Below are 17135 nucleotides of genomic sequence, written 5' to 3'. Positions count from 1 at the left end.
GCTTGATGAACGTGGCGGCCACGGCGGGCTCGCCGCGCCGATCTTCCTGGAGGAGTTTCGGAGTCACGAGCCCTGGCTCAAGTAGGCAGTCAGGCTTCACGTTCCTCGCACTGAGTGTGCTCGGTCCCTTCCAGGACTGGCTGCTGCGGAGGCTCGCTGACGGGCGATCCGCCGATGGGCCGGGCGCCGCCGCGGGCTGTAAGCACGGGCCCATTCGTTGTGCACCCGGCGCAGGGTGAGGAAGATGAGCAGGGCGAAGGAGGCGAACGCGGCTCCTGTGCGGGCGGAGGCGAACGCCTACTAGCGGTTCGGGATCTGCTCGTGATTGCCAAGTGCCGAGGTGTCCGCCGATTCCTTGTGCGGCCGTTGCCGAACAGGGTGATCAGGAAGGATGCCAGGGCCAGCCCCGCCCCGCCGGCGACTTGCTCGCCACGGATTCGGCTGCCGGATGCCGCGACCATTAGCTCATCCACCTCGCTACGGAGTAATCGGGCCGTAGTCTGGCAGCCGCAGTCGTGGAGAGCAGCGGAGGAGGAAGCCAATGGCGTTTGCGGACAACGCTGGTGGGGGCGACGGTACATCAGCGCTTCTCTGGTCCGCTCCCATGGGTTCGCTGCCGGCGCCGCCGATCAACACTAGGGCTCAGGTGCTGCCTATCGGCGGACTGGAGTGGCCGGACGTCGAGCGCCTCTTCCTCAGGCTGCTACATACAGTCCGTCCGGTCCAGTTCGCCAAGCTCTTCGGAGTTCCTGGCCAGTCTCAAGCCGGTATCGACGCCTACGCTCGGCTGCCGCTCGACCTATCGCGTGGCGAATCAGGCGGGCGGGACTACGTCACCCTGCAATCTCGGCGGATCAAGGTGCTGACCGCAGCCAAGATCAAGCAGGCTGTCGACGATCTGCTCGATGGGGAGTGGGCGGACAAGACAGCGACGTTCTACTTCGCCACATCGTTCGACCTGCAGGACGCCAAGCTGGACGCTGCGATCCGTCAGCAAACCGAACGGCTGGCAAAGCTGAAGATCACCTTTGCTCCGTGGGGTGTGCAGGAAGTCTCGAGGCTACTCAAAGGGCACCCTCGTATTGTCGACGACTTCTTCGGTCGACCTTGGGTCGAGCGCTTCTGCGGACCAGGCGCAGCCCATGCCCTTGCCGACAACCTGCCTCGCCAGGACAGCAGAGAACTGCGCTCGGGACTTCGGCATCTCTACCGCGCTGTCTTCTCCGCTCAAGGCGGGGCTCACCCGGCTGAGACGGCGGGGTCCGATGGCGAGTTCGTCATCCTGGATGTCGATCCCAACCACCAGCGGGCCGACCTCAGCGATATTGAACAGTCCGAGTCGGGCACTGACGAGCGGCGACCTGAGCGAGAGTCGGCCGACAGTCACGCCTACATCGCCTCGCGTTTGGGCACTCGCCGACAGTCTTTCAGGTCAGCACGCAACCTTCTCAAGCGCAGTAGCCCCGCAGCGCCGACCAACGCTGGGACCATTGCGGCCGACGAGTGGCTGGCCAGCGGTACGTACCGGTTGCTTGTTGGCCGTCCGGGAGTGGGAAAGTCCAGTCTTCTACGCTTCATGGCAACGGATCTGCTCTCGCCCCAACCGCAGTCGATCACCCTGCAGCGGGAGCACGCGGGCGACCTCCCGATTTGGCTGCCGTTCGGGTACCTGTGTCGCCACCTCGAAGAATCGACGGAGAACTCGTTCATCTCGGCGGTCGAAGCCTGGCTAGCCTCGCAGAGCGCCCCCCAGCTCTGGCCTCTGGTCCAACGCGCACTGCGGGATGACCGCTTGCTCCTGCTCATCGACGGCGTCGACGAGTGGACCGATGTCGACGCAGCCGAACGCGCCCTGGGCGTCCTGGAGGCTTTTCTTGGACATACCGAGGCGTCGGCGATCCTCTCTACTCGCTCCTACGCTGTTGACCGGCTCAACTGGCAGCTTCACTGGACGCAGGCTGAGATCTCCCCGCTGACGGACCGGCAGCGCCGGACAATCGCAGCCGGGACCCTTCGATCCGTCGCACAGAGGGAAGCCGCAACTGCATTCCCGTCGACGTGGAGCGCCGGTGTCGAATCGTTCCTTGATCAAGTGGAGGCCGCCCCGGAACTGTCCGAGCTTTCTAGGTCGCCACTGTTCCTTACGCTGCTGGCTGCGACGTGGCAGGGTGAGGCCCTGCCGCGTCAGCGGTTCGAGATCTACGCTCGGCTTGTCGAACTGCTCGTGGCAAAGCACCCTCAGATGCGGAAGCGCGCATCCCATGCGCGACGCGCTGTCCTGGCCGCCTCCGTGGCGACGACACTTTTCGCCGCCGTGGCCTACCGCCTTCGTGTCAAGGACCCCACCGGCGCCGTCACGCAGTGGGAGATGCGAGAGCTCATCATCGAGTCGATGACTGACGACGACGTTCTCGGCTATCAGCGGGCTGACGCCCGCCGGATCGCGGACGAAGTTCTCGCCATGGCGGAGAACGAGTTCGGGCTCATCGTGTCGCACGGTGCTGGTTTCTACGGCTTCCTGCACCGAGTAGTGCTCGACCACCTTGCCGGCCAGTACCTTGCGATGCTGCCTGTGGAAGAGCAGATCGCGGCTATTCAGCGGCTCGTGCACGATCCGGCGTGGCGGGATGTGCTCCTGGCGCTGCTGACTGCACAGCTCAGCTCTCAGACAACCATGTCGCTGCTTTCCGCGGCCCTCGACACGGATGGCCGACGATGGGCGGACGTCGACGGATACGAGCTGCTCGCCGAGGCCCTCGCGGCAGGTATCAGGCTCACACCGAGAGCGCGGAGCGACTACATCAGCAGTCTTGTGGAGCGCGTGGAGACTCATCCGTCGCTGCGACATCGAGCGAACCTCATCACTGAGCTCACTGGCATGCTTGTCGGCCAGGCAGCTCGCACCCAACTGCTGCCGATCATGAAGCGTTGGCTCACAGCGCCCCGCCCGGACCCTTCGCCGACCATGTGGGCGCTGCGTGATCTCGACATCGCCGACGAGGTGGCACTCGAGTACCTGCTGTGGGGCATTCGACACCCAGAAGACAACGTGAAGGTCAACGCTGCAATGGCCATCGCACATCGATTCGGTGGCCGGCCTCGCGTGTTGGGCCGACTGTTGGCCTTCGCCGAGACCGGACCTTCCTCGGCGATCCAGGCCGCTGCCATCCTCGCTCTTGGCAACGGCTGGCCTGACGCACCCCAAACCACACAGCGGATCGACTGGGCGCGGCGTCAGCCATCGAGGTCGCTAAGGCTCGTTGGTCTACACCTGTTGCAACAGGGCAGCACCTCACGTGACACCGCACTCTTCCGACCGGAGGAACGTGACTGGCTGCTGTCCTTGCTTCGCCGGGAGGACCACTTCTCCGGTCCCTGGCCCGTAGTGGATCTCGTTACTATCGCTGCTACGGGTGATTCAGAAGTAGCTGATTTCGCGCTGGAGACCTTGACAACGAACGGGCGAAATGGCGGGGACCGTAGCCTTGCGTGGATGCTGGCCTGTAATACCTTCGCCTACGACCGTCGATTCAAGGACTGGGTGATCACAGAGCTCGAAACCCCGGATAATCATGGCCTGATCTTGTACAACGTCGGTCTGATCCCAGATAGTTGGAGTGCCGATGCCGCATTTGCTCAGGCTCTAAGCTCCTATGTGGAAACCGAGCTGCGGCAGTCGATGGCTCAAGGGGTGGCCGGTCTCGCTACCGCCCTGTCAGCCGCTGACGCCCGGACGGTGTTGCTGCGTGGTCTTGACGCCTCCCGCCCGTACGCCGCAGCCAGGACGTTGGTCGAGCGATACGCGGACGATCAGCACGTCCAAGCGGTCCTCGCCAGCCGGCTTCACGGAGACTTCGCCCAAGCCGCGCCATTTGCTGGCGTCGCCGTCGACGTGCTTGGTCATCAGAAAGGCTTTGCCGTCCTAGTGTCCCTGCTGCGGCAGACTGACGAAGATCCTTGGTCAGAGCGGCGCGTTGTCGTTGCTCAGGCCGTAGCCGAAGCCTGGCGACAGCTTGAGAACGCCGTCCGCGAGCCTGATCTTTCAGCTGAAGCCGCGCGAGAGACGCTGGCCAGCTACGATCCCGCCGAACTGGCTGCACTGTGCGCGGCGGTGAAGCCCCATCCGCTGATGTGGCACGTCCCAGTCGTCATCAATGCCTGGCCCGAACAGCCAGCTGTCCAAAGGTTTGCCGAGGATCTCATCCGCGACACGAGACCCATTACGGCTGGCATTCCGGACTCCATTCCCGCCGCTATCCTCAGGGCATACTGCGGCAGGTCCGAAGAAGCCTCGCTTCGAATCGTCGACAAGACTCTCAATTTGCTCAAGCATATCGAGCCGGAGCTCCGTGAAGTCCTCGCGTTCGAACTTTCGAGCAGCTCGCTCACTGCAGCCGACCTCATCGACGTTGTGGGCGAATGGAAGGATGAACCGGATACCGAAATTCGCCGGAGTGTCTTCATCGGACTAATTCAATCGGTCAAGCGTTACCAGCAGTCCCGTAATGACCTTTCCAATTCTGATGCGTCTACGCCCGAAATGGAATGGGCGCGCGATCAGGTCAAGAGCGCCCTATGTGCCTACGGCCCTGAACTCGAAGAGCGTCGGCAGCTAGCGTGGATCGGAATGCTCCTGCTAGGCGACCTAACACTGATTGACGGCATCAGTGAAACTATCGGTAGGTCAGGTGTGCCCGGAGTCAAACTCGGCACCTTGTACAACGGTGACGTGGACCAGATCCTTGTCGACCTCGTCGCCGAAAAATGGGAAGACTTGCGCGCTCACTTCGGTAACGGGGTCTTCGAGCGGCTGAACGGGAGGTCCGACAGTTCCCGAACGGCCAGTGAGCAGCGGCTCCATGTCATGTCAGCGCTCGCAACCGTCGCATCCCGACATCCCGACATCGCTGAGATGCTCCGTCGAGAGGCTGGCAATGACGTCACACTGCGCGGAGATGGGCGCTTCCTCTTGTGGGCCAAGGAGGAGAACAGGGGGATGAAGAAGTCCTCCGCGCGCTCGTGACGAAGCTCGGCCGAGCGACGCATCACGGGCAGGATCCAGTCCTCGACTCCATCCTCGATCGAAGCAGCTGGAATGTATCCGACGAGGTACTCAAACGTATTCTCGTTGGGGAGTCCATCGATGCCCGGCCACGATTCATCGATGCGAGCGGCCATCTAGCCGTCTACACCCAACTCTTTCCAACTGACGCCCTGTCCGTTGCCGCATACCGAGACCTTGAATCGTGGTTCGGGGAAGACCCTGAAACGCGCCAGCCCCGCGTCTGGGGTGAAACCTTGGCTATCGCATTTGGTGCAGCCGAAGCGAAAGATCTGCCGACCCTTGCAGTGCGCGCTCACTCACGAATCCGTATGGGTATGTCGGACCTCCATCTTCCCATTTTTGCCAAGCCGTTGCTGCGGCGACTGCGAGTGGATACGGACGCCGTTGATGCCTTCAAGGACGCTCTTGGTGCGCCCATGAGTATTTCTGAGGACAGCCCCATTATGGCAGCCTCCTGGGACCCGATTTCCGACGCGCACCCGGCAGCGCAATTGTTGCAGCGGACATATCTGTTCGCTGTCGTGCTGCGCCAAGCGGGCGTCCTTCCGCAGGCGCATGCGGCAGCAGCTACGCATGCTCTTGGAGCTGCGTCACCGGACACTGTCGTATACAACCCCTTCACCGGCCACGAGGGGCCACTCTGCCTCGCCGTACTCGACCTTGCTCCGCACTGACATCGTGATCGGGGCCAGCGTCTGACTGGGCGAATGGAGGGATGCCTCGACAGCGCGACGGCCTTGTCCTGGGCCTCGTGAGTAAAGAACTTCGCCATGCTTGGGATGATGTGTTGATGAGTCATGATGACAAGGTCCGAAGGTTGGGCACGAAGTTTGAGAAGGCGTGCTACCCGACGTTCGGTCCCATGCTGTTGGGGATGAGAGTCCAGGGCTTTCGCGGCGTGGCGGACCTGACGCTGGAGTTCAAGTCCCCTGTAACGGCCATCTCGGGGCTGAACGGCACCGGGAAGAGCACGGTTGCGCAGCTCGCGGCAGCTGCGTTTCGTCAGCCGGCCAGCCACCCTTGGAACCGCTACTACGTCGCCTACTTCTTCCCTGTTTCTGTCGCAGATCCCGAACCTTTCACTACTGGTGCCCAGGTGCAGTACCTCTACGCTGCTGACAGCGGGTCGGGCGTACAACAGGTCACTGTGACGAGGGCCGTGAAGGAGTGGTCCGGTTACAAGCGGCAGCCCGAGCGGGCCACCTATTACCGTGGCTTCACCCAGTTCATTCCGAAGGTTGAGAAGCGAGACCTGTCCATCTACGGCGGGTCCAGTCTGGAGCTGGGAAAGGCGAATCCGCTCGACCCGACGGCTGCCAGCCACGTCGGGCGGATCTTGAGTGTTCCCTACGAGCACCTGGGCTTCACCGAAGTGCTGAACACTCAGAAGACGGCAACGCTCGCGATGGCGGGGCGCGGCGGCCGACGCTACTCCGAGAACCACATGGGGACCGGGGAAGGGCGAGTGCTCTACATGGTGAACACTATGGAGACGGCGCCGCCCAAGAGCCTCATCATCCTTGAGGAGCCCGAGACCTCCTTGCACGGCGACGCTCAAGTCCGCCTCGCCAAGTACTTCGTCGAGGTGGCCTTGAGGCGTGGGCACCAGATCATCATCACTACACACAGCTCCGCGATCCTCGGACAGCTAGGCCGAGATTCAGTCGCCTACCTTCGACGCACGCCAACAGGAGATGTGACAGCCACGCACGGGCTCAGCACGTATCAGATCGACTCGCACCTCCAGCGGGAAGGTCGCACCCCCGGCGGTATCACGGTTTGCGTGGAGGATGCGTTCGCGCGTCATCTCGCCACCGAGATCTTCCGAACCGCTGACCCAGACCTTCTCGCTGGCTGTTCATTCCTCACCATCGGAGGAGGCCAGGAGATTCCAAAGGCGGTCAAGCTGTTGCGCGAAGCGAAGGTGCGCGCTGTTGGACTCAGCGATGGAGACATGCCCCACGACGGCACAGACGGCGTTCGGACGCTACCTGGTACCGACCCTCCAGAGAAGGAAGTATTTGCTCACCCCGCAGTCAAGAGCCATTTCGCCGACGTGCCGTACTCGATCGACCTGGACGAAGTCCTTGCAGGCGTAGCCGATCACCATGACTACGCCAAGACTGTGGCGTCGCGCCTCATGCTGGATGAGATTGCAGTGGTGAGTGTTGCGTGCCGGACATACGCGTCTGCGCATCGCCAGGGTGATTTTGATGCAGTCGTTAGCTTCGTCCGCAAGGAGGTCGGCGATAGACGGTAGTCGGCGCAGCCATCGAGAGGATCACAGAGTGCAGGTACCTGAGCCGATGAACTGACGAGAGTCCGTGTAGGCGTCGTAGACGGCGACAGACCAGCGTGTGTACTCCCAGCTCTTGTTGCTGTGGAACTCGAGCGTGAGCTTGCGGCAGACGGCCTCTTCGACCGTGCCTCTGAGGTTGGACTGGGAGGCGTGGCTGGTGAATCGGCTGTTGGGGTCGTCGGTCCAGACGTAGGCTGCGTGTTCGACGGGGTCGAAGCCGAGGCTGATGCCGTCGTTGAGGGTGATGGGGTCGTCTTTCGTCTCGGTGGTGTTGGTGTTCCAGGTGGCGACGATGGCCTTGACCGTGGCGTCGGCGACGCGGATCTCCGGCATGTCGCTGCTGGGGATCTCGGCCGTGGCCATGCCGGACTCGTCTCCGTGCCACTCGCCGGCTATCTCTGAGATGCAGCCGTCAGTGGCCTCCCCGTAGCCGAGGGCCGTTGCATCGAGATCGGATGTCTTCCAGTAGATGGCGAAGCGGCCGTAGGACCAGGTGGCCGGATCATTCTTGAGACGATGCGCGAGGGCGGAGCAGGCCGCCATCTCACCGGCCCTGCGAAACACCTCTTGGTAGTTCTCGGGCAACTGCGGGACGGGGCCACCGGTCACTATCATGGTCTGTGCCCGCTGGTTGAACGTAATGGTCGGCTTCATGAAGTCCATGTCCTTCGTAGCCAGCATGGACGTCATCCGGTCCCGGATCGTCTTCTCGGCGTCCCGCTCTTCGGGGCTGCTGGCAGTGGTGCTCGCTCTCCACTCGTCCGGGTGTGGTTGGGTCTCGTCGCCGGCTCTCGTGTAGGCGGGATTGGCCACCCCGGCGAGTGGATCCTTGGGGATCCTGATGGTCCGCGGATCGACCGCAGGCGCGAACGTGGTTTCGGCAGGCGTGCCAGAAGCCGTGGTTCCAGAAGCGCCGATCGGAGCGGATATCTCGGTGGAGGGTGTCGAAGGGGTGGTGCGGTCGGACGTAAGGGTCACATCCGTACGGTCGTCACTGTTGTACAAGGCGACGATGCCACCCGAGACGGCGGTGACGGCGATTGCGGTGACGGCGGCGGCGGTGATGAGTGCGCGCTTGCGCCTTGGGGGCGTGGGCAGGCTCCAGGCGGGGTCCTCCACGCTGGGGAGGTTCCACGCGGTGGTGAGGCGGTCACTGATCTGCGTCGGCTCAGGTTCGGCGGCTGCGCCGAGGACCTGGGTCGCCTGACCGGCGAGGAGCCGCGCACATTCCTCCGCTGCCGCGTCGGCGCTGATTCGCTCGGCGGGGTTCTTCGCGAGCGCCTTCGTCAGGGGCTCGCGCAGTTCGTCGGGGAGGCCGTCGAGATCGGGTTCCTCGGACATGACGCGATAGGCGACCACGTCGGGAGCTCCGGTCCCGAAGGGCGGGCGCCCCGTGGCGGCGTAGGCAACGAGCGTGCCCCAGGCGAACATGTCGCCCTCGGGGCCGGCGGTACCCGTGCGGTAGTGCTCGGGGCTGATCCAACCGGGGGTACCGGTCATGACACCGGTCCGGGTCACGGAGGTGCCGTCGGCGGCGTGTGCGATACCGAAGTCCAGGACTCGAGGACCGGCCGGGGTGAGGATGACGTTTTGCGGCTTCACATCCCGGTGGACGACGCCGGTGGAGTGGATTGCAGCGAGGGCCTGGGCGGTGCCGGTGGCGAAGGCGTACAGGGTGGCGCCGGTGAGCGCTCCGTGGGCGGCGAGATGCTGGTCGAGGGTGAGCCCGGGCGCGTAGGCGGTTGCCAGCCAGGGGGTCTCGGCATCCGGGTCTGCTGCGAGGAGAGGGATGAGGCACGGTCCGTGCACGCGAGAGGAGAGCTGGACCTCTCGGCGGAAGCGGGCCCGGAATTCATGGTCCTCGGCCTGTGCGGGGTGGATCACCTTCACAGCGACACGGAGGCCGGCTGGATCGAGACCGGCGTGGACGGTGCCCATGCCGCCCGAGCCGAGACGGCCGATGATCCGGTAGGGACCGACCCGCTTCGGGTCACCGGAGCGGGCAGGCTGCACCCGCCCGTCTACGCGAGCGATGCTCACAGGGTGTTCGTTCCTCTTCTGCGATGAAGCGCCATGAGGCTGACACACACCCATGAATGGAGTCCCAGCCCAGGAACGGGATGGTATCGGCAGACTGCATGCATGAGCGGGGCAGTTCGCTGCTTTTGTCGCTCGGAAGGATCGCGGAGGGGGATGAGGTCGAGCCCGTACGTGAGTTGGGGACTAGTTGGGGACCACACGGCATGCGCGATGGTGCACGACGGGCCGTCACGCTGGAGGTCAAGGGGGCGCAGGTTCAAATCCTGTTGCCCCGACCATGCGGAAACGCAGGGTCGGAGGCCGTTCTCTCATCCATGAGAGGGCGGCCTTTCGTGCGTTCCGGGCCATGGTGGTCGCAGTGTGGTCGCACGCCCGAGCCGGGGCTGGTTCGCCGCGGCACTGGCGTCGGGTGGTGCGGGGGAACGGAGCTTGTGGAGGGTTCGCGGAGCCGGTGGATGTAGTCGCGCGGTGGTCGCAGCCACGCCGGCCGGCCCGTACGACCGACCGTCTGCTCGGCTCCGCTGAGTACGTGGTCGATGGTGCCGACGGCTTGGTGCGCGGCTTGCTGGGTGAGGTGGCTGTAGAAGTTCGCGGTGGTCGGCAGTGGAATGCCGCAGCGCCTTGGACACCACGGTCAGCGGGACGCCGGCGGAGATGGTGATCGTGGCGGCGAAGTGCCGCAGGTCGTGGACCGTGCCCCGGGGGACGCCAGCTTCCTCAGACAGCCGGTGGAGGCGGTCTAGCACCAGACGCGGTCCGAGCGGGCGGCTGTCGGGTCGGCCTGCCCACGCCGCCGTCCGACCGCCGCTTTCTATGGCGTCATGCCAGCCTTAGCATGTTGAGTCACATCGAGCGGCCTGTCACCCCACCACCGCACAGCCGGCCGCATCAAAGCAACGCAAGCCGCAATTATCAAATCCGAGCTGAATTTGGTATCAGCGCCGAGCTGGCGCAGCAGGTCATCGACCTGTGCGTCCGCTTCCTCGGACCAGTGGATTGAGCATTCTGTCAACTCATCACCGGAGAGAGGGGATGAGATGTTCAGCTCGCACTCCACATCAGGAAACTTCGCTGCCAATACCGAGCTCTCCACGAGCTCCGTAAGTGACATCTTGAGCGCCGCAGCCTCGGAGGATACATCCACGGCTAGAGATATCGGCCAGTAGACGGTGCGTCGAACGAACGGGGAAAGAGTCCAGGCTGCAGTCGAGGCCATAGCGGCACCCCTATTTCAGGCGGCCAATGAAGCAGGAATTGTACGCCTGCTTGGAGTATTTTGTCAACGTACATATCTCCTAAGGATGCGATCCGACATCAATCCGAGACACATTAGGCTTGGGAAGCCAGGCCCCTGCCCCTCGGCCAGCATGGGAAGGTGAAGCGGAGGATCGAAGTTTCTGAGCTCCAAACTATCCCCTATGGCAAGTCCGCCGTTCCGCTTCCCTGGCACCCTCGCAGCATTAAAGGGCGCCATCCCCCGCAGATCATCCTCAAGCAGGTCGTCAATCCACCACAATCCGTCGAAGCCAGTTGCATTTATAACCCGATCATAGTGGAGTGGATCATCCTCGCCCGTTGAGTAGACGCTCACTCCGCCAAAGGATCCCCAAACCTTTATGTCTGCGACATCGAAACATTTTGTATAGAGATTTTCCGCCAAGCCAATCTCCTGCTTAGCCTCGAGAGAGAAGACTCCAGCGCTGGTGTGCTCGTTAAACTTCCTCCTTCCGTCGCTGCTGAATTTTATCCACTCCTGCGGATCGGAGTAGTGCCTATTCTCGTCATAGCTCTCTCCACGCGAATATACAACGCCATCCGGAGTCAGGATATCTACCATGAACGGGTTCTGTTTGGGGTCTGCAGATATGCGGGATTCAGATACTTGGAGCAAAGCCATGGCGACGGATGCCGCGGCTCCGCCCGCTCCGATCACTCCAAATCTGAGACTCCTGCCATCGACTACGTCCTCAAGGTACTTCCAAAAATTCCTGGCGTCTGTAGCGATGGGTGGGTGGTTCTCTGGGTCGTAACCCTTTAGCGTCTTAGGCCCGCCAGGGCCCGTGACAACCAATCCATCTCCAGGCACTGTCTCTTCTATGCCGAATTTGTCTACAACGACCACCTCCCACCGGTTCCCCACTTTCGATGCGGCCTTCACGCGTCGCTCATCTGGCGTGCAACCCGACTGCATAGCCACCCATTCGAGGTAGCCAGCCCACTCGGACAGGAGCGGAACTATTTCTCCTCGATCTACCCACGTCGCATAGTAATTCTTCTTCTCGAATTTCATCGTGCGGCGGGCGATCAAGTAGGCCGGCCAGCTGAACCTAAGCATCTCCTCGTCGACTTGAGCATTCTTCTGCGCATCTCCCCATTTTGACGCGTAGGGGAACCCGACATCCTTTAGGGGTGAGCTGGCGAGCCTCTGGCGCCCGTTGGTGTATTCCCCTTCCGTCCCTGTCCAATTTGCCGCCACACCGCTGTGATCAAATATCCTCACGCGGGGAACGTGAAGCCCGCAGGTTCTAAGCGCAGATACTTTCGCCCCCAGAGCTATTCCTTTGGGGCCTGCGCCCACCACGATCAGGCATGGGTCGTCCATCAAATCTCCAAGTGCTATCAACGATGGAGGCACCCCGAGCATCTCAACTCGCTGACAGGGCGAGTGGGTCGCACCTCCATCGTCACACCTGGTCCACTTCTCGGCGCGCCAAGCAGGGGCGTGCCCGCGGCGGTGGCTTGAGGGTGCCGAACGTGGGGACGAGGTCGTTGCGTACGTAGTCGGGATAACGGGCATCCGAGGTTGGCTCAGCACATGGGCGGCGACTGTTGGCGCGGTCCGCGTCGATTCCCTGGCCTCACCCTCCAAGGAACCGGCGCAGTGCACTTCGGCCGAGTCCTGACTGGCGAATCCGTTCCGGCGCACGTCCGGCGACGGTCTGGGGTGGGGACATCCACGGCGAACTTCCAGGTTCCGTGCCGTCGGTGAGCAGGTGCGGACAGCGAGCATCGGCCTGGTGACGGTGGGGGTCCCTGCAGCCACAATGGCGATTGACAAGGCTGCAGCCGGGGCTGGTACGAATGGCACACGCCTCCAGGCGGCGGAGAAGTTCGACGTCGGCCTGCGACGGCACGCCTCGACCACTCCTGTCGGACGTCTTGTGAGCAGCGCGGTTCCCTTGTCCGAGGGCCAGGGGCCCTGGGACAGGAGGTCGCCAGCGGCTCTTCGTCTGCTGGCGGTACACGGTTGCGCTGTTGCTGGTCAGGAAGGACGCCGCTGGGACGGCCAGTCGTTGGAGCGCAGCACGGCAGCTATCGGGCTCTGCCAGTGCCGGGCAGAGGAGTCTTAGGTCTTGGGTTCCTGGGAGCCTGTGTTGTCGGCTGCTTTCGGCGGGCGTGCGGCGCTGATGGGGAAGAACCCGCGGCGGCCCTCGGCCGAGCCAGTGAAGCGATAGGCGGTGACGTGGGGCAGGACGTCATCCGGGGGGTCACCGTTCTCGATGATGACGGCCTGGCCTGGGAATGTGGCCATGTCGCGGTAGAAGTGGTCGACGACGTGTCCGGTGATGTCGACGTCCTCACCTACGGGCTCTCGGTAGGTGACGACCGGGGAGTCGAGTACGACGAAGCCGGGGTGTGGGAGGTCGTGTTCGTGGCAGTAGCGGGCGAGCGCGGTGGTGAACGCCGAGTGCAGCACGGAGCGCACACCCTTGCCTCGTCCGGCGCGGGGCCGGCTTCCGGCGCGGATGTCGGCGGTGTACTGGTCGTACTCGGCGAAGTCGACAGCGGGCACCTTCCAGGTGTCGAGGGTGTCTCTGAGAAAACTGTCGAAGGCGTTCACGACGCGCGTGGGGATGTGGTCGGCCGGTCGGCTTGTCGCGACTGCGCCCTCGCCGTCGAGGGTGGAGCGTCGGTGTTCGAGTTCGCTGATGCGGGAGTGCAGCTCCAGTTCCCGCTCCACTGTGGATCGGGCAGCAAGAAGCTCGTCCATGTGTGCTCGCAGGGGTGCGAGCTGGCTCTCGGCTGTGTCGATCTGTGCGTCGAGGTCGGCAGCCTGAGCCCGGAGGGATTCGTGGCGTCTGCGCAGGGTGGCCAGCTGCGTGTCCAGCTCGGTGATGGTAGGCAGAAGGTCGGTGAGCAGGTTGGTGGTCTTGCCTGTCTCCGCCTGGACGGCCTGTTGGAGCTGGGTGGTCTCCTCGGCGCTGTGGCCGGGGTGTTGGTGCTCGGTTTCGGCACCGCAGAAGACGCAGGTTCCCAAGCGGAAGAACCCTAGGAGGCTGCCGACTTCACTGACCGTCTCCAACCGCTCCAGGTCGGAGCGGTACTGCTGCTCGAGGAGCCTGAATCGGGTGAGGAGGTCAGTGACCTCAGCCAGGCGGTTGTCCAGTGCCGCCAGTTCCTGGGATGTATGCATGCGGCTGGTGACGGCGTTCATGTGCCGGTCGGCGATGAACCTCAGGGACTGGGACTGCGCGTCGATGGTGGTCTGGATTCGGGTCAACCGCTCGCGCAGCTGCGTCTCGTTCTCCTGGGTGGTGAGCTTGCCCGTGAGTTCGAGGACGATCTGGTCCAGAAGGGTGATCTGTCCTTTGTGGACCCGGCGCTGGCCCTGGTTCGGGCCGGTGTCGATGACAGGGTCGTCTTGGCCGGTGAGGAGAAACTTCATCACCGAGGTGGCGGGAGTCTTGGTCGAGTTGGCGTGAGAGGTCAGGACCGGCGAGAGCGGGTCGACCATGCGGGTTTCCGTGACAACCGACAGGTGCGCGAGGTCGGCAAGCATCAGGTCGCGCGTTCCGCCCGCTTCGTTCTTGCGGATGCATACGTCGCCCAGGCCGAGCTCGCCCAGCAGGAACATGGACAGGCTGCGGGTGCTGCGTGCGGTGTGGGTGGCTGTCAGCTGACGGTCCGCGGGACGTGTCACCAGGTCTCTGAGGTCGGCGAAATGCGCCTGTACGGCGTTGCTGTCGGGCCGGCGCACGAGAGTGAGGGGGCTGCCGTCCGGCATGCGTAGGCCGAGGAGGATCTGACTGTAGCCCTCGGCTTCGGGGATGAGAGTCAGGTTGCTATTGCCGAGCATGTAAGCGATGGAATCGACGATGAACGACTTGCCAGTGTCGGAGGCTCCATAGATGACAGTCATGTCGTCGTCGAAGACGACTTGCGCGGGGGGCCTTGCTGATCCGGCATAGGTGAGGTGGAGCAGTCTCAGATCAGTCACGGTGGACCTCGGGCGGCAGAGGTGTGTCGGCGGGGCGGTTGATGAGGTCGCGAGTGAAGGCGTCCACTTCGATGTGGGGCGCGTACTCGTGCACGACCCACTCGGCGCGGTCGCGCAGGCGGTCGACATAGGGTGTTTCGAGGATGTCGATGAATGCCGGTCCCCGCTCAGTGGCCCGGTACATCAGGCCCTGCTGGTGTGCTTCGATCCCAGCCAGCCCGGCACGGATAAGTACGAGCAGGCCCTGCTCGAGGACCCGACGCTTCATGCCCAGCTCCCCGGTTCGCGCGGGTAGGTCGGGGTGCAGGCTTGGCGGGCCGTCGAATTCCGCGCTGTGCAGAAGGGCGTAGTCGAGCACGACCAGCTGGGCGAGGTCCATGGGTTCGGGGTGACTCTCGGCCAGCAGAGCCAGGGCACGCACACCGACCTCCAGCGGGCTGTTGAGCGGGTTCATGCCTTACCTCCTTGGCGCCAGGTGAGCCGATCGTCGTTCGCCAGGTGGTGACATACCCCTTTACGGTCGAGAGGTCTCACTTGCTTGGCGAGGATCGTCTCGGTGAGCGCCACGTGGCCGGCTGTGACGAGAACGGCTTGGAGTCGCTCAAGGGCGCTGGGGTGCCGGCCGCGGGCTACCTCGACGACGATGGCGTGGATGTCGTCGAGAACGGCTTCGAAGTGGCCCTCGGGAGTGGCGTCGCGGGCGAAGACGCGCAGGGACTCGGCGCTGTAGAAGGCTTCACGCTGACGGTTGAGGTGATCGCGGGCGTCCTCGTTCTCGGCGACACGCTCCAGCGTGTCGGTTTCTTCGCCCCATTCCTCGCGGTAAGCGTCGAGGAGTTTCTGGATGTACCGCGCCTCGAGGGGAGTGTGCTCGGCCGGAGGGTTCATGATCTGCGGGCGAGGGGGCAGCGGCTGGGTGAACCGGTCGGCCCAGTGCCGGGTGGTCTTGTGGAGGTCGAGCATCTCGTCCATGTTGACCGGTTCGAACATGGAGAAGTCGGTGCTCTGCGCCAGACTGACAACGCTCTCGCGCTCGGCAGAGCTGAGCGAGGTGATGACGGGGTCCTTGGTGGAGGAGAGTTCGGCGAGGAACTTCGCCCGCGTGTCAGAGGGTCTGGCGAACTGCTTCACCAGGCTGCGGCCGATGATTGGCGCGGCGAAGATGTACCGGCTCGGCAGTGTGTATCGCTTCTGTACGACTGAGGCGAAGAGCTTCCTGATCTCCGGTGCGGCCTTCGACCAGGTGAGAGCGTCGCCGTAGTGCTTGCACTGGTAGTTGTGCCACTCCCCTTCCATGGCCTGCGGTGTGAGGTATGCGGCGACGTCCACTCCGTGATCCCCGGTACCGCCGTGCCGTTCCACGCGCACGTAGCGGGTGTTGAGGGCTGGTACCCATTCCTCGACGAACTCTTCGAACTCGTTTGGGCCGTAGTCGAAGACCTGCTTCTTGGGGCTCGGCAGGGTCGGGAAGTGCAGCCCGGCTCCTGACAGCCTGAGCTTGACAGGCTTGTCACGATTCGCCGCGGCGTCGCCATCGTCCAGCACGCTTTCCCCCCGGTCGGCCACGTCCCGTAGTGATCAACACGGAACGGCGAGGCAAGGAATACCACTGGGCGCCTGTTCAAAGAAGAGTGGCCGCACGCTCTCCAGCCAGATTCGGCCATGCACGCGGTGCATGTGCTTACCCGGCCAGTCTGGAGTCGGCCGCCGACCGAACGGCAGCAGGGGGCGTTGATCGTGAACTGCGTGATCGACGTGTCGCAGAAGCAGTGAGCCCCGACGGGGTCGGCGCGCACGCGCATACGGATCCGCCTTCTGGTGGCACGCTCACGTCGTACGCGCTCGAGGCGAAACGTCAGAACGGCATCGGTCTCATGGGGACCAGTTGGGGACCACACGGTGGGCGCGATAGCGCACGACGAACGCTCACATACACCACCTGCACCCGGATTAAGTCTGCTATATCCAGAAAATACCCTTGACCCTCACTCCTGGGGGTCAAGGGGTCGCAGGTTCAAATCCTGTCGTCCCGACTAGAGTTCTACTCATAGTCGTAGGTCAGAGCCCTGTCTCACTTCGGTGAGGCAGGGCTCTTGATCGTTTTCTGGGCCAGTCGTGTCACATCTCGTCACAGATCCTGTCGATCATGCTGCTCCGGCCAGCAGCTCGCCCAGCTTGTCAGAGCCGGCCTTGAGGCTCTGCGGGTCGGGGTGAACGTAGACCCGCTTGGTGAAGGACAGGTCGCTGTGACCCGCCCACGCGGAGACGACGGTGTCAGGGACCCCGTTGTTGGCCATCCACGAGAGGCACGCGTGGCGGGCGTCGTACAGGCGCACCTTACGCACGCCGGCCTCAGCCATCAGCCGATGAGCCTCGCGACGTAGCTTGTCCGTCTTGAAGGGGCGGCCAAGATGGTCCACGACCACGTAGCCGCTGGCTTCGTACGCTTCCCCCCGCGGCGAGCCTCTCCTCGGCCTGGCAGGCATGAAGGGTCACGAGCGCCGCTTGCAGCG

Annotated in this window: 10 protein-coding genes; 3 read left to right on the top strand and 7 right to left on the bottom strand. The window is 63.5% G+C overall.

The annotated features are described in order from the left end of the window. Positions 1-541 precede the first annotated feature (541 nt). From E0F75_RS06450 to E0F75_RS06440, 3 genes are all read left to right on the top strand, one after another. The gene (locus E0F75_RS06450; protein WP_187621489.1) at positions 542-5023 is read left to right on the top strand and encodes an NACHT domain-containing NTPase; all 4482 of its coding nucleotides are present in this window, start codon (positions 542-544) and stop codon (positions 5021-5023) included. Next, on the top strand, positions 5020-5739 hold the full coding sequence (locus E0F75_RS06445) for a hypothetical protein (RefSeq protein ID WP_187621488.1): 720 nt from the start codon (positions 5020-5022) through the stop codon (positions 5737-5739). The genes E0F75_RS06450 and E0F75_RS06445 overlap by 4 nt, the downstream gene beginning before the upstream one ends. Positions 5740-5855: 116 nt before the next feature. After that, the gene (locus tag E0F75_RS06440) at positions 5856-7325 is read left to right on the top strand and encodes an ATP-dependent endonuclease (RefSeq protein WP_187621487.1); all 1470 of its coding nucleotides are present in this window, start codon (positions 5856-5858) and stop codon (positions 7323-7325) included. A 21-nt stretch (positions 7326-7346) separates the two neighbouring features. Here the strand turns inward: E0F75_RS06440 and E0F75_RS06435 are convergent, their stop codons facing one another. The 7 genes from E0F75_RS06435 to E0F75_RS06405 form a co-directional block, all read right to left on the bottom strand. After that, a complete protein-coding gene (locus tag E0F75_RS06435) occupies positions 7347-9404 on the bottom strand; it encodes a serine/threonine-protein kinase (RefSeq protein ID WP_229312536.1) in 2058 nt (685 codons plus the stop codon). Between the two features lie 811 nt (positions 9405-10215). After that, the gene (locus E0F75_RS06430) at positions 10216-10548 is read right to left on the bottom strand and encodes a hypothetical protein (RefSeq protein ID WP_187621485.1); all 333 of its coding nucleotides are present in this window, start codon (positions 10546-10548) and stop codon (positions 10216-10218) included. A gap of 135 nt (positions 10549-10683) precedes the next feature. Continuing rightward, positions 10684-12027, bottom strand: coding sequence for a hypothetical protein (locus tag E0F75_RS06425; RefSeq protein ID WP_187621484.1), 1344 nt, complete (start codon positions 12025-12027; stop codon positions 10684-10686). 723 nt (positions 12028-12750) lie between these two features. Beyond that, positions 12751-14622, bottom strand: coding sequence for a hypothetical protein (locus tag E0F75_RS06420; RefSeq protein WP_187621483.1), 1872 nt, complete (start codon positions 14620-14622; stop codon positions 12751-12753). Continuing rightward, entirely contained in the window at positions 14615-15076 is a 462-nt protein-coding gene (locus tag E0F75_RS06415) for an ABC-three component system middle component 2 (RefSeq protein WP_187621482.1), read from the bottom strand. Before E0F75_RS06415 ends, E0F75_RS06420 begins: the two co-directional genes overlap by 8 nt. Next, positions 15073-16188 (bottom strand): ABC-three component system protein, encoded by a 1116-nt coding sequence (locus E0F75_RS06410; protein WP_229312535.1) that lies wholly within the window; start codon positions 16186-16188, stop codon positions 15073-15075. Before E0F75_RS06410 ends, E0F75_RS06415 begins: the two co-directional genes overlap by 4 nt. Before the next feature lie 578 nt (positions 16189-16766). Then, a complete protein-coding gene (locus E0F75_RS06405) occupies positions 16767-17108 on the bottom strand; it encodes a tyrosine-type recombinase/integrase (RefSeq protein ID WP_229312534.1) in 342 nt (113 codons plus the stop codon). Positions 17109-17135: the final 27 nt, after the last annotated feature.

The sequence above is a fragment of the Streptomyces sp. CB02980 genome (genome assembly GCF_014451325.2).
In the GTDB taxonomy this organism is placed as follows: Bacteria; Actinomycetota; Actinomycetes; order Streptomycetales; family Streptomycetaceae; genus Streptomyces.
Note: the sequence above shows the minus strand (reverse complement) of the source record. Positions and strands in the feature narration are given on the sequence as shown.